Source organism: Rhodobacter sp. Har01, from assembly GCF_020564565.1.
Classification (GTDB): domain Bacteria; phylum Pseudomonadota; class Alphaproteobacteria; order Rhodobacterales; family Rhodobacteraceae; genus Pseudogemmobacter.
Genome location: NZ_JAJCTD010000001.1, coordinates 330,429 through 343,558, shown reverse-complemented (window position 1 = coordinate 343,558; position 13,130 = coordinate 330,429). Strand labels below are relative to the sequence as shown.

The 13,130-nt window shown below is 68.3% G+C and carries 15 protein-coding genes; 12 read left to right on the top strand and 3 right to left on the bottom strand.

From position 1 onward, the window contains the following. The first annotated feature begins 6 nt into the window (after nucleotides 1-6). The 11 genes from alr to LHP98_RS01610 all read left to right on the top strand — a co-directional run bounded on the left by alr (nucleotide 7) and on the right by LHP98_RS01610 (nucleotide 9,102). A complete protein-coding gene (gene alr, locus LHP98_RS01660; protein ID WP_227250758.1) occupies nucleotides 7-1,056 on the top strand; it encodes an alanine racemase in 1,050 nt (349 codons plus the stop codon). Then, nucleotides 1,053-1,841: an MlaE family ABC transporter permease gene (locus LHP98_RS01655; protein ID WP_227250757.1), complete on the top strand. Its 789-nt coding sequence runs from the start codon at nucleotides 1,053-1,055 to the stop codon at nucleotides 1,839-1,841. The genes alr and LHP98_RS01655 overlap by 4 nt, the downstream gene beginning before the upstream one ends. Continuing rightward, nucleotides 1,838-2,584: an ABC transporter ATP-binding protein gene (locus LHP98_RS01650; RefSeq protein ID WP_227250756.1), complete on the top strand. Its 747-nt coding sequence runs from the start codon at nucleotides 1,838-1,840 to the stop codon at nucleotides 2,582-2,584. The genes LHP98_RS01655 and LHP98_RS01650 overlap by 4 nt, the downstream gene beginning before the upstream one ends. After that, a complete protein-coding gene (locus LHP98_RS01645; RefSeq protein ID WP_227250755.1) occupies nucleotides 2,584-2,958 on the top strand; it encodes a hypothetical protein in 375 nt (124 codons plus the stop codon). Before LHP98_RS01650 ends, LHP98_RS01645 begins: the two co-directional genes overlap by 1 nt. Before the next feature lie 174 nt (nucleotides 2,959-3,132). Beyond that, nucleotides 3,133-3,849: a hypothetical protein gene (locus LHP98_RS01640; RefSeq protein ID WP_227250754.1), complete on the top strand. Its 717-nt coding sequence runs from the start codon at nucleotides 3,133-3,135 to the stop codon at nucleotides 3,847-3,849. A gap of 6 nt (nucleotides 3,850-3,855) precedes the next feature. After that, nucleotides 3,856-4,320, top strand: a complete 465-nt coding sequence (locus LHP98_RS01635; RefSeq protein ID WP_227250753.1) for a paraquat-inducible protein A — start codon at nucleotides 3,856-3,858, stop codon at nucleotides 4,318-4,320. 31 nt (nucleotides 4,321-4,351) lie between these two features. Continuing rightward, a complete protein-coding gene (gene radA, locus LHP98_RS01630; RefSeq protein ID WP_227250752.1) occupies nucleotides 4,352-5,710 on the top strand; it encodes a DNA repair protein RadA in 1,359 nt (452 codons plus the stop codon). A 24-nt stretch (nucleotides 5,711-5,734) separates the two neighbouring features. Further along, entirely contained in the window at nucleotides 5,735-6,334 is a 600-nt protein-coding gene (locus tag LHP98_RS01625) for a CvpA family protein (RefSeq protein WP_227250751.1), read from the top strand. 102 nt (nucleotides 6,335-6,436) lie between these two features. Continuing rightward, nucleotides 6,437-7,897 (top strand): amidophosphoribosyltransferase, encoded by a 1,461-nt coding sequence (purF, locus tag LHP98_RS01620; protein WP_227250750.1) that lies wholly within the window; start codon nucleotides 6,437-6,439, stop codon nucleotides 7,895-7,897. Between the two features lie 89 nt (nucleotides 7,898-7,986). Continuing rightward, entirely contained in the window at nucleotides 7,987-8,346 is a 360-nt protein-coding gene (locus tag LHP98_RS01615; protein ID WP_227250749.1) for an iron chaperone, read from the top strand. A 93-nt stretch (nucleotides 8,347-8,439) separates the two neighbouring features. Continuing rightward, nucleotides 8,440-9,102 (top strand): SDR family NAD(P)-dependent oxidoreductase, encoded by a 663-nt coding sequence (locus LHP98_RS01610; protein ID WP_227250748.1) that lies wholly within the window; start codon nucleotides 8,440-8,442, stop codon nucleotides 9,100-9,102. Here the strand turns inward: LHP98_RS01610 and tspO are convergent. Genes tspO through LHP98_RS01595 form a run of 3 tightly spaced genes read right to left on the bottom strand, consistent with a single transcriptional unit; the run spans nucleotide 9,094 to nucleotide 12,206 of the window. After that, nucleotides 9,094-9,555, bottom strand: coding sequence for a tryptophan-rich sensory protein TspO (tspO, locus tag LHP98_RS01605; protein ID WP_227250747.1), 462 nt, complete (start codon nucleotides 9,553-9,555; stop codon nucleotides 9,094-9,096). The genes LHP98_RS01610 and tspO overlap by 9 nt on opposite strands. A gap of 18 nt (nucleotides 9,556-9,573) precedes the next feature. Beyond that, complete coding sequence (crtB, locus tag LHP98_RS01600; RefSeq protein WP_227250746.1) at nucleotides 9,574-10,617, bottom strand: 15-cis-phytoene synthase; 1,044 nt, start codon at nucleotides 10,615-10,617, stop codon at nucleotides 9,574-9,576. Then, nucleotides 10,614-12,206, bottom strand: a complete 1,593-nt coding sequence (locus tag LHP98_RS01595) for a phytoene desaturase (RefSeq protein ID WP_413687468.1) — start codon at nucleotides 12,204-12,206, stop codon at nucleotides 10,614-10,616. The genes crtB and LHP98_RS01595 overlap by 4 nt, the downstream gene beginning before the upstream one ends. A 127-nt stretch (nucleotides 12,207-12,333) precedes the next feature. Between LHP98_RS01595 and crtA the strand changes: the two genes are divergently transcribed. After that, complete coding sequence (gene crtA, locus LHP98_RS01590) at nucleotides 12,334-13,128, top strand: spheroidene monooxygenase (RefSeq protein WP_319638904.1); 795 nt, start codon at nucleotides 12,334-12,336, stop codon at nucleotides 13,126-13,128. Nucleotides 13,129-13,130: the final 2 nt, after the last annotated feature.

The window sequence follows — 13,130 nt, the reverse complement described above, 5'->3', positions numbered from 1 at the left end:
GCCCCCATGGCCACCGCGACCCTGACCATCGACCTTGACGCCATCGCCGCAAACTGGCGCGCGCTTGACCGCTTGTCCGGGCCCGAGGTGCAGACGGCAGCCGTGGTCAAGGCAGATGCCTATGGCCTGGGCGTGGCGCGGGTTGCCCGCGCGCTGGCGCAGGCCGGGGCGCGGCGGTTCTTCGTGGCGCTGGCCGAGGAAGGCGCGGCCCTGCGTCAGGCGCTGGGGCCGGGGCCGCAGATCAACGTGCTGTCGGGCCACATGCCCGGCGACACCGAGATGATCAGCGACCTCGACCTGACGCCGATGCTGAACAGTCTCGAGCAGATCACCCGGCATCTCGAGGCCCTGCCCGGGCTGCCCTTCGGCGTGCAGCTGGACACCGGCATGAACCGGCTGGGGCTGGAGATGCCGGAATGGCAGGCGGTGGCGCCGATCCTGGTCGAAGCCGGTCCGGTGATGCTGATGAGCCATCTGGCCTGCGCCGATGAGCCGGACCACCCGCTGAACCTGCGCCAGCTGGACGCCTTTCACGAAATGACCGACGGCACCGGCATTCCGCGCAGCTTTGCCGCGACCGGAGGCATCCTGCTGGGCCCGCAATACCACTTCGACCTGACGCGCCCCGGCATCGGCCTATACGGCGGCCGGCCCTTCGATACCGCCCACCGCAGCGTCACCCTGTCCTTGCCGGTGATCCAGACTCGCGAAGTCGCCCCGGGCGAGCCGGTCGGCTATGCCTGCAGCTGGGAGGCAGAGGCCCCCGCCCTGATCGCCACCGTCGCCGCGGGCTACGCCGACGGCTTGCCGCGAACGCTGTCGAACAACGCCGTGCTCTGGGACGGAGACACCCCCTGCCCGCTGGTCGGGCGCGTCTCGATGGACCTGATCACCGTCGATGTGACTCACCTGTCCGAAATGCCAAGGTCGCTGGACATTCTGGGGCCGCACCAGACCGTTGACGATCTGGCGGACGCCGCCGGCACCATCGGCTACGAAATCCTCACCTCGCTTGGCCCCCGCTACGCCCGCCGCTACCAGGAGCGGCGCGGATGACCTTGTCGCCGCCGGGCGCCCTGGCGGCGCTGGGACGCCCGGTGCTGGCTGCGCTGGCCGCGGTGGGCCGGGTGGTGCTTTACGCGGCCCTGGCCCTGGGCCACCTGCTGCGGCCGCCGTTCTATACCCGTGAATTCCTGCATTCGGTGATGCAGATCGGCTGGAACTCGCTGCCCGTGGTCGGCATGACCGCGATCTTCACCGGCGGCGCCCTGGCGCTGCAGATCTATGCCGGCGGAAGCCGCTTCAATGCCGAGGCGGTGGTGCCCCAGATCGTCGCCATCGGCATGGCGCGGGAACTTGGCCCCGTCCTGGGCGGTCTCATGGTCGCCGCCCGGGTGGCCTCCAGCATCGCCGCCGAGATCGGCACGATGAAGGTGACCGAACAGATCGACGCCCTTGTCACCCTGTCGACCAACCCGATGAAATACCTGGTCGTTCCGCGCCTGCTGGCGGCCACCCTGACGGTGCCCGCGCTGGTCGCCACCGGAGATGCCATCGGCATCATGGGTGGCTGGCTGGTCGGCATCACGCGGCTGGACTTCAACTCGGCCACCTACCTGAAGAACACCGTCGAATTCCTCGAGTTCTGGGATATCGGCTCGGGCCTGGTCAAGGGCGCGGTGTTCGGCTTTCTGGTCGCGCTGATGGGCTGCTACCACGGCATGAACTCGGCCCGCGGCGCACAAGGCGTGGGCGCCGCCACCAAGGCCGCGGTGGTCGCGGCCTCGGTGCTGATCCTTGGCTTCAACTACGTGCTGACCGAACTGTTCTTCTCGGCATGATCGAACTCATCGGCGTCCACAAGGCTTTCGGCAGGAACCGCGTGTTGCAGGGCGTGGACCTGACGATTCCGGGCGGCCAGAGCATGGTCATCATCGGCGGCTCGGGTACCGGCAAGTCGGTGCTGCTGAAATGCATCCTGGGCCTTGTGCGGCACGACACCGGCAAGATCCTGCTGAACGGGCAAGATGTCACCAAGGCCGATCGCGACCCCTTCCTTGCCCGCTTCGGCATGCTGTTCCAGGGCGGCGCGCTGTTCGACAGCCTGCGGGTCTGGGAAAATGTCGCCTTCCGGCTGATGCACGGGGCGCTGAAGCGTCCCAAGACCGAGGCGCGCGAAATCGCCATCGAGAAGCTGCGCCGCGTCGGCCTGGCGCCCGAGGTGGCCGACCTCTACCCCGCCGAACTGTCGGGGGGCATGCAAAAGCGCGTGGGCCTGGCCCGCGCCATCGCCGCCAGCCCCGAGATCATCTTCTTCGATGAGCCGACCACCGGCCTTGACCCGATCATGGCCGGGGTGATCAACGAGTTGATCCGCGAGATCGTCACCGAGATGGGCGCCACCGCGATGACCATCACCCATGACATGACCTCGGTCCGGGCCATTGCCGACCGGGTGGCCATGCTGCACGGCGGGCTGATCCGCTGGACCGGGACGGTCGCGGAAATGGACACCACGCCAGACCCTTACGTGCAGCAATTCATCCACGGCCGGGCGGAAGGACCGATCCCTTCGGTGCGCTGATGGAGGGCGATTTCCTGATCCGACTCACCACCCCGTCGCCGGTCATGCACTGGCTGCTTGTGCTGTTGCCGGTCACGGTCGCGGTGCCGGGCCTTTTCGGCGCGGCCGAGGGCGGGGCGGGAAACCGCCGCCTGTCGCTTTGGGCCATCGGCCTGGCGCTCTGGCTGTTCGTCGCGCCTCGCTTTGCCGATCCGGTCGCCGCCGGGGTCTCGTCCCTGGCTACGGTCCTGGCCTGGGCCGGCATGGTCGGCTTTTGGGCGCGGCATGTCTGGACCTATTGGCCCAGCCCGGTCTGGGCGCATGCCGCGGTGGTTTTCCATCTGTCTGCCATCGCCATCGCGTCCGTCGTGGCCCTGGTCCGGGCGATGACCTGAACCGGCGGATCGACTGCGGAAGGGGGGCCTGCGACGATGGAAACGGCGTTTCGTATCCGGAAACAATTGCTCTGCTTCATACGAATCCTGCTCCGAAATGCACGGGACCTCGCAATAATCCTTGCCGAATCCCCGGCGCGGGTCTTGGCTGTCTGGCAAGGGTGGAGTGTTTGCATGTTGGCAGGTGGAAACGGCGGACCGCGGCGGTTTTCGGACCTTCTCCGGGCCTTCGCCGTTGCCGTGTTCGGCCTGTTCACGCTGGGGCTGCTGGTCGCGACGGGACTGGCCCTGATCGGCACCCTGCCCTGGCTGATGCTGACCCCGCAGACGGCGGCTGGCCCCGAGGCAAGTGCCGGCATGTGGCTGCAGCTTGGCCTGACGCTGATGGCGGTGGCGCTGGCCTACGGGCTTTCGGCACACCTGCGGATGGCGCGGCTGGAAACCGGCCAGCGCAGCTTTGCCGTGGCGATCGAGGACGTGATCCGGGCGCGCCGGATGCGCCCTGATGGCGAGCGCGCGGCACTTTTCGCCCATGCGCCCGGACCGGACGCCGATCCCCGGGGCGATCATCGGATCGATCCTAGAACAGTGCGGGCGCGTGTATTCCTGCAGCGTCAGCAGGCCGCGGTCGAATCGCTGGCCGAGGAACTGGATCAGGCACAGCGCACCTGCGACGACCTGCGGCAAAGGCTGGACGAGATCGAGGCAGGGGAACGGGACCTGCGCCACCGCCTGCGACTGCTTGCCGAAGGCCGCAGGGACGACGGGCTGCCGGTCGGCGAGACCGCTGACGACGGCACGGCGGACAATGTCATCCGCCTGGCCGACCGGGCGCTGACGGCACGCCATCGGGCGCCGGTCCGCCCCGAACGGCCCCTGCCCCGACGCTGACCGGCGATGGCGGCACTTGACCGCGCGGCACGGCACTGGCAGGCCGGGATCATGCGCTGGCTGAACCTCTGCCTTCTGGTCCTTTTCCCCATCGCCTGGTTCGCGCCGCTGATGCGGGCGGCCCTGCTGCCGATCTTTGGCATGGACGAGATCAGCGTGATCACCGGGCTGCAATCGCTGTGGCAAAGCGATGCGGTGCTGGCGCTGCTGGTCACCTTCCTGGCGGTCTTTGCGCCCTATGCCAAGGTGATCGGGCTGGCGCTGGTGCAGTTCGGCCTGCTGGCGCCGCGGGTGATGCCGGCGCTGCATGTGCTGGGCAAGCTGGCGATGGCCGATGTCTTTCTGGTCGCGCTGTATATCGTGCTGGCCAAGGGGTTCGGCATGGTCACGGTGGAAACCGCCTGGGGGCTGTATCTGTTCTCGGCCTGCATCCTGACCTCGCTGTTCCTGGGCTGGCGGCAGCCGCATTGAGTGGCGGCCCGGAACCGGCTAGGCAGAGGGCATGAGCAAGGCCGCGCCCACCTTCACCTGCACCGCCTGCGGCGCTGCCACCCACAAATGGGCCGGCCGCTGCGAATCCTGCGGGGCGTGGAATTCCATCGTCGAAGAGGCGCCGCTGTCCGCCGGTCCGAAAGGCGCCACCCCGCGCGGCCGTGTGGTGCCGCTTTCGGACCTTGCCACCGAAGAAGCGCCGCCGCCCCGTGCCGCCAGCGGCATCGCCGAGTTCGACCGGGTTCTGGGCGGCGGGCTGGTGCCGGCCTCAGCCATCCTGGTGGGCGGTGATCCGGGCATCGGCAAATCGACCCTGCTCTTGCAGGCCGCTGCAAGTTTCGCCCGCAACGGTCTGAAGGTCATCTACATTTCCGGCGAAGAGGCCGCCGCCCAGGTGCGCATGCGCGCGCAGCGCCTTGGCCTGACCGAGGCCCCGGTGAAGCTGGGTGCCGAGACCGCGCTGCGCGACATCCTGACCACCCTGGATACCGAGCGCCCCGGCCTGGCCATCATCGATTCGATCCAGACCTTGTGGCTGGACAGCGTCGAGGCAGCCCCCGGCAGCGTCAGCCAGGTTCGCGCCTCGGTGCACGAACTGGTGACCTTCGCCAAGCGCCGCGGCACTGCTGTCATCCTGGTCGGCCATGTCACCAAGGACGGCCAGATCGCCGGGCCGCGGGTGGTCGAGCACATGGTCGACACCGTGCTTTACTTCGAGGGCGAGCGCGGCCACCAGTTCCGCATCCTGCGCGCGGTGAAGAACCGCTTCGGCCCGGCCGATGAGATCGGGGTTTTCGAGATGACAGGCGCCGGGCTGGCCGAGGTGCTGAATCCCTCGGCGCTGTTCCTGTCGGCGCGCGACGCCCCTGCCTCCGGATCGGCGGTTTTCGCGGGCATCGAGGGCACAAGGCCGGTGCTGACCGAGATCCAGGCGCTGGTGGCGCCCTCGACGCTGGGCACGCCGCGCCGCACCGTGGTGGGCCTTGATGCCGGCCGGTTGTCGACCATCCTTGCGGTGCTGGACAGCCGCGTCGGCATTCCGTTCACCGGGTTGGACGTGTTCCTCAACGTCGCCGGCGGCCTGCGGGTCAGCGAGCCGGCCGCCGACCTGGCCGTCGCCGCCGCGCTGCTTTCCGCCCGCGAAGACGTGGCGATCCCCCCTGACATGGTGCTTTTTGGCGAAATCAGCCTGTCGGGCGCGCTGCGCCCCGTCAGCCAGACGGAAAACAGGTTGAAAGAAGCGGCGAAACTTGGTTTCACACAGGCGGCCCTGCCGGCCCGCTCCAAGCACGGGGCGGATGCCGGGATGCGGCTGCGGGAACTGGCCGATCTGACGGCCTTCACCGGGGAAATGTTCGGAGCGGGCTGACGCGACAGGCCCTAAGGGTGAACGATGGACAACTTTACCTGGGTCGACGGTGGTGCCGCGATCATCATCCTGCTCTCGGCCATCCTGGCCTATTCCCGCGGCCTAGTGCGCGAACTGATGGCCATCCTTGGCTGGGTGGGCGCGGCGATCCTCGCCTTCCTGTTTGCCCCGACCGCAACGCCGCTGGTCAAGGAAATTCCCGGCGTCGGCGGCTTCCTGGCCGACAGCTGCGAATTGTCGGTGGTCGCCGCATTCGCCGGTGTCTTCGCCATCGGCCTGATCCTTGCGGCGCTGTTCACGCCGCTGTTTTCGTCGGTCGTCCAGCGCTCGTCGCTGGGTGGCATCGACCAGGGCCTCGGCTTCCTGTTCGGCGTCCTGCGCGGCGTGCTGCTGATCGCGGTGGCCTTCATCGTCTACGACCGCGCGCTGTCGAGTGCCTCGATTCCGGTCATCGACAACTCGCGCACCGCCAAGGTCTTTGCCAACTTCCAATCGGCCATCGACGCCTCGATCCCCACCGACGCGCCGGGCTGGATCGTCGCCCGCTACAACGACCTGACCACGGTCTGCACCCCCGAAGCCGCCACCGTCCCCGCGGCCGAACCGGCCCCCGTCGCGCCCTGATCACGCCCAGGGCCTGCGCTGCGGTGCAGAGCGCGGGCCGTGGACAGCCGGTCGTGTAACGACTAGATGAAGCCCATCCCATCCCCGGATTCGGTAGGCCCCATGCGCCCGTTCCTTTCCCATCCCTTCGATGACGACAAGCTCAAGGAGGAGTGCGGGATCTACGGCGTGATCGGGCTGGCCGATGCGGCAAACTTCGTGGCCCTGGGCCTGCACGCACTGCAGCACCGCGGCCAGGAAGCCGGCGGCATCGTCAGCTACGATCCGACCGATGGCTTCAACTCGGCCCGCCGTTTCGGCTATGTCCGCGACAATTTCACCAAGCCCGACGTGATGGCCACCCTGCCGGGCGATCTGGCCATCGGCCATGTCCGCTATTCCACCGCCGGGTCGAAAGGCCATACCGCCATCCGCGACGTGCAGCCGTTCTTCGGCGAATTCGCCATCGGCGGCTGCGCCATCGCCCACAACGGCAACCTGACCAACGCCACCCAGCTGCGCCGCCAGCTGATCGAACGCGGGGCGATCTTCCAGTCGTCGTCGGACAGCGAATGCATCATCCATCTGATGGCGCGGTCGATGCAGAAGACCCTGGCCGAGCGCATCAAGGACGCGCTGCGCGCCGTGGAAGGCGCCTTCAGCGTCATCGCCATGACGCGAACCAAGCTGATCGGCGTGCGCGATCCCTTGGGCGTTCGGCCGCTGGTCATCGGCCGCCTCGCCGAAGGCTGGGTGCTGTCGTCGGAAACCTGCGCGCTGGACATCATCGGGGCGGAATACGTCCGCGATGTCGAACCCGGCGAGATGGTCGTGATCGAAGCAGGCGCCCTCACCTCGTCGCGGCCCTTCGTCCAGGCGGCGTCCCGCTTCTGCATCTTCGAGCAGGTCTATTTCTCGCGCCCCGACAGCATCATCGGCGGCCGCTCGGTCTATGAGACCCGGCGCCAGATCGGCGTGGAACTGGCGCGCGAGGCGCCGGTCGAGGCCGACCTGGTCTGCCCGGTGCCCGACAGCGGCACCCCGGCCGCCATCGGCTATGCCTTCGAGTCCGGCATTCCCTACGGCATGGGGATCATCCGCAACCAGTACATGGGCCGCACCTTCATCGAGCCGACCGAGCACATCCGCAACATGGGCGTGCGGCTCAAGCTGAACGTCAACCGCGCGCTGATCCGCGGCAAGCGGGTGATCCTGGTCGACGATTCGGTCGTCCGCGGCACCACCAGCCGCAAGATCAAGGACATGATCCTCGACGCCGGCGCCGCCGAGGTGCACTTCCGCATCGCCTCGCCCCCCACCGCCTGGCCCTGCTTCTACGGCGTCGACACGCCGGAACGCTCCAAGCTGCTGGCCGCCACCATGAGCGAGGACGAGATGCGCGACTGGATCGGCGTCGACAGCCTGAAATTCGTCTCGCTCGACGGCCTCTACCGCGCCGCCGGCGTGCCCAGCGGACGCGACCCGCGCAGCCCCCGCTTCTGCGACGCCTGCTTCTCGGGCGATTATCCCGTCGCGCCTTCGGACAAGATTGCCGAAGGCTTCCAGATGAAGGCCGCCGAATAGGCCCGCACCCCCTGGCCGCCGCGCGTGCCTCGACAGCCCGGCGGCGATCGGACAGGATGCCGATGATCCCGGCCGCGCAGGTTCCGCCCATGTCCGACGTCGTCGAAACCTACCTCGCTGCCCTGCCGGCCGACCAGCAGGCCGCCCTGCGTGGGCTGCGGGCCACTCTGGTCCGCCTGCTGCCCGGCCACCTGGAAGTCATGTCCTATGCCATGCCCGGCTTTCGCCAGCCCGGGCCGAAGGGCCGCATGGTCGCCGGTTTCGCCGCCTTCGCCCGCCACCTGGGCCTTTACCCGCATTCCGGCAACGTCATCCCGCAGATCGACTGCCGGCCCTTCAAGACCTCGAAATCCGGCATCCTGTTCACCCCGGCCCAGCCGCTGCCCGAGGCTCTGATCGAGGCCATCCTCCGCGCCCGCCAGGCCGAGATCGCGGCAAATGGGCGCTGACTCTCCTCTTGCCCCTTCATCTTGGCTGAAATACCCCGCGGGGGTCCGGGGGCGCGAAGCCCCCGGTTCCCCGGCCCAAGGACAAGACCCGCCATGACCCAGAAGATCGCCCTCGTCACCGGAGCCTCGCGCGGCCTCGGTCTTGCCTTGGCCGAACAGCTGGCCCTGCGCGGCTGGCACGTCGTCGCCGTCGCCCGCACCGTGGGCGGGCTTGAAGCGCTGGACGACAGGGTCAAGGCGGCGGCCATGCCCGGGGCCGGCGGGCTGACCCTGGCACCGATGGACGTGACCGACGACGACGCCATGCGCCATCTGTGCCGGTCCATCCACGATCGCTGGGGCGGGCTGCAACTCTGGGCGCATACCGCGATCCGGGCCGAGTCGCTGGCGCCAGCACCGTCGGTCGACATGAAGGATCTCGACACGTCGCTGGCCGTCAACCTGCGGGCCGCTGCTTTCCTGATCACCGCAGTGGACCCGCTGCTGCGGCTGGGCCAGGGCACAGCGCTGTTCTTCGATGATCCGATGCCCGGCAGCGCCTTCTCGGCCAGCTATGGCGCCTCGAAGGCGGGGCAGATGGCACTGGTCCGCGCCTGGGCGACCGAGACGCAGAAAACCGCCCCCCGCGTCGTCATCGCCACACCTGCGCCGATGCCGACCGCGTTGCGCGCCCGATTCCACCCCGGCGAGGACCGCGCCCGGCTGGCCGATCCGCGCGCCGAGGCCAGCCGCATCCTGGACCAGATCTCAGCCTGATTCCCCGGGGTTCAGTCGCACCACCGACAGGTTCAGCGCCCCGGCGGCCGAGACCCAGATCACATAGGGCACCAGCATCAGCCCCGACCAGATGTCCAACGGGAAGGCCCAGAGCGTCAGCAGCACCACCGACAGCCACAGCCCGGCCATCGGCACCAGCGCCGCCTTGATCTTGCGCAGGCCGAAGAACACCGGCGACCACAGCGTGTTGAAAGCGATCTGTGCAGCCCAGAAGGCCATCACCTGGGCATTGCCCTCGACCGCCGACAGCCGCGCCGCGGCCACCGCGCTCAGCAGGTAAAGCGTGGTCCAAGCGGTGGGGAACACCCATCGCGGCGGCGTCCAATCCGGTTTCTTCAGCCCGTCATACCATTCGCCGGGCGAGAACATCGCCCCCGTCGCCGCCGCCGCGCCACAGGCGGCGAGGTAAGTCAGAAAGATCGACAGGTCCATCGGTTCCCTCCGGACGGGTTACACCCCAACGCCTGCACGCCGCGTCTGGTTCCCGGCGGCCCGGCGGCGGCGGTCGTTTGCCTCCAGTTGTGCCAGAACCGAGATCAGCGCCTCGCTGCGGCCGCGCGCCGGCTTTGAGCGCGCGGCGGCCTCGACCAGGAAGGCCACCTCCGCCTCGGGCCGGGCATGCAGCATCGCGGGCTGCGGCATCACCGAACAAATCACCGACCGCAGCGCCGATTCCCCCAGCCACAGCGCCTTGCGCCTGCCCGAGGTATGCGCCCGCGTCCGCATGCTGTCACAGCCGTTGCGTTCCACCTGGCCGCCGATCCCATCATAGATCAGCCGTGCCGCCCAGATGCCGGGCCGGCTGGCGAAGGGCAATGCCGAAATCCCCGATTCCGACCGCCAATACAGCCGCCGCGCCTGCGCCAAGAGCCGCCGCACCACCCGCCGCAGCCCCTGCGACGCCCCCTCGGCGGCAAACAGCGCCTCGGGCGTGATGCCCTCTTCGGCCAGCCAGTCCAGCGGCAGATAGACCCGGCCGGCGCGGGCATCCTCGCCCACGTCGCGGGCGATGTTGGTCAATTGCATTGCCAGGCCCAGGTCGCAGGCCCGCGCCAGCGCGTCGGCGTCGCGCACCCGCATCAGCACGCACATCATGGCGCCCACCGCCGCCGCCACCCGCGCGGAATAGTCCATCACGCCCGAGAAGGTGTTGTAGCGCCGCCCGACCGCGTCCCAGGCCATGCCCTCAAGCAAGGCATCGGGCAGCGCGCGAGGCATCTCGTAGTCCTCGACCACCGCCGCAAAGGCCCGGTCCGCCGGTGCATCGAAGGGGCGGCCGGCATAGACCCGGTCCAGCCGGTCGCGCAGGTGCAGGACGGCGGCGGTCTTGTCGGAGCCTTCGTCCACGGCATCGTCGGACAACCGGCAGAAGGCATACAGCGCCAGCGCCGGATCGCGCACCGATTTCGGCAACAACCTTGACGCTGCGTGAAACGACAGCGACCCGGTCCGGATTGCTGCCGTGCAGGCTTCGAGATCGGCTTGTGCGATCATTCCGCGGCCATCCTTTGCTTGGCCGTCTGCGCCATCGCCTTCGGGGCATCCGGCACAAGCTGTGCCAGCACCTCGGCGGTGCCCAGCACCCCCGGCACGCCCGCGCCCGGGTGCGTGCCCGCGCCCGCCAGATACAGGCCCGGCAGTTCCTCAGACACGTTGTGCGGCCGGAACCAGGCCGATTGCAGGATGCGCGGCTCGATCGAGAAGCCCGAGCCATAGGGCGACAGATAGCGGTCGCGGAAGGTTTCCGGCGTGAAGACCACGCTTTCGGTCAGCTTCTCGCGGAAACCGGGGATCAGCCGCTGCTCCAGCACTTCGGCCACCCGGTCGCGGTAGCGGTCGGCCTCGACCGACCAGTCCACGCCCTCATGCCCCAGGTGGGGCACCGGCGACAGCGCGTAGAAGGTGTCATCGCCGCGCGGCGCGACCGAAGGGTCGGTGACGCTGGGGCGGTGGACATACAGGCTCATGTCCTTGGCCAGGTGGCCGCGCATGAAGATGTCGTGCACATGGCCCTTGTAGCGCGGGCCGACGACGACCGTATGGTGGCCGACGTCCTGCCACATCTTGGCGGTGCCCTTGGTGCCGAAATGCCAGACGAAAAGGCCCATCGACCAGCGCCGGCGCTTCAGCGCCTCGGGTGTCCAGCGCCACTTGAAGCGGTTGCGCAGAAGTCGGTCGTAAGTGTGGCCCGCATCGGCGTTCGACACCACCACAGCCGCCGGCAGCACCTCGCCGCTGGCCAGCCGCACCCCGCTGACACGGTTGTTCTCGGCCAGGATCTCGTCGACCTCCTCGCGCAGACGGACCTTGCCTCCCTGTTCCTCGATCACCTTGACCATGGCACTGGCGATGGCCTGGATGCCGCCCATCGCGTAATGAACGCCGAAGGCTTTCTCCAGATGGCTGACCAGGATGTACATCGAGGTCACATGGAACGGGTCGCCGCCGATGAACAGCGGATGGAACGACAGGGCAAAGCGCAGGTGGTCATCCTTCACCCGGCTCGCGGCATGGGCATAGACCGACTTGTCGGCGCGCAGAACGGCAAAACGGGGCAGGACCTTGATCAGCTCCCACAGCTTGTTCATCGGGCGGCGGCCCAGGTCCTCATAGCCGAAATCATAGCGTTTCTCGGCATCGTTCAGGAACTTCTCGTAGCCCCCCAAGTCGCCGGGCGAGATGCGGGCGACCTCGTCCCGCATCGCGGCCTCGCTCTGCCGCATGGTGAATGTCTCGCCGTCCTTGAAGCGGATCTCGTAGAAAGGATCCATCGGCACCAGCTTGACGTCGCGGTCGAAGCTGCGGCCGCAGACGGCCCAGAGATCGCGCAGACCTTGCGGCACGGTGACGATGGTCGGGCCCAGATCGAAGCGGTGGCCGCCCTTGCTGATCGAAGAGGCACGGCCGCCAGGCTTGTCCAACTTGTCGATGACGGTGACGCGATAGCCCTTGGCACCCAGCCGCATGGCGGCGGCAAGACCGCCCAGACCGGCGCCGACAACGATGGCGGCGACCGGGTCAGGCTTGGGAAGAGGGTTTCTGGACGGGACGAAGGCGGGGCCGGAGCGAGGGGATTGGGTCATGCGCGCCATGATAGACTGTCAATGCAGATTGACAATATGTCGCCCTGCCGCACTGACGTATGTCATTTAACCTTCCGCTCACCTGGAGTAGCTGTCACACTCATCTGACAATCTAGGAAACGCCCCGATGCCCGTTGCAAGCCTTTCCCTTTTCCGCATCAAGGGGGCGCAGAATCGCCTCTGGATGATCGGCCAGATGGCGATGGCCCGCTTTGCCCTTCGCAAGGAAGACGACCTGCAGTTCTTCAAGCTCTGCGGCTCCGGTACCGGCGAGGGGTTCACCCCGCGGCCGAACTGGGATGTCTGGGGCATCTGGGCCGTCTGGCCGGACGAGGCCACCGCCCGCGCCCGCACCGAGAAGGGCACCGTCTGGCGCCGCTGGCGCAGCCGCACGATCGAGTCGGGCGATCTCTTCCTCAGCCCGATCGCCTCGCGCGGGAGCTGGGGCCGGGTGAACCCGTTCACGCCGATGCCCGACACCGGCAAGGGCCCGATGGTCGCGCTGACCCGCGCCCAGATCAAGCTCAAGCATTTCAACTCGTTCTGGTCGCGTGAGCCCGAGATCTCGCGCCGGATCGGCGCCGATCCGAACGTGATGTTCAAGATCGGCCTCGGCGAGATGCCGCTGCTGTTCCAGTCCACCTTCTCGGTCTGGCCCGACACCACCACCATGTCCAATTTCGCCCGCGGCAACACCGTGCACGGCCAGGCCATCAAGTCGGTGCGCGACGAGAGGTGGTTCGTCGAAGAGCTTTACGCCCGCTTCCGCCTGCTGGGCGCGACCGGCAGCTGGGGCGGCAAGTCGCTTGCCAGCCTGCTGACCCCGGCGAAGCCGGGCGTTTCTCCCAAGGCCGCGGCGCTGTCGGCCGAGCGGGCCAGCGTCGGCGCCCGCGAACGCGCGAAAGCGCGCTCGCACTACTGAAA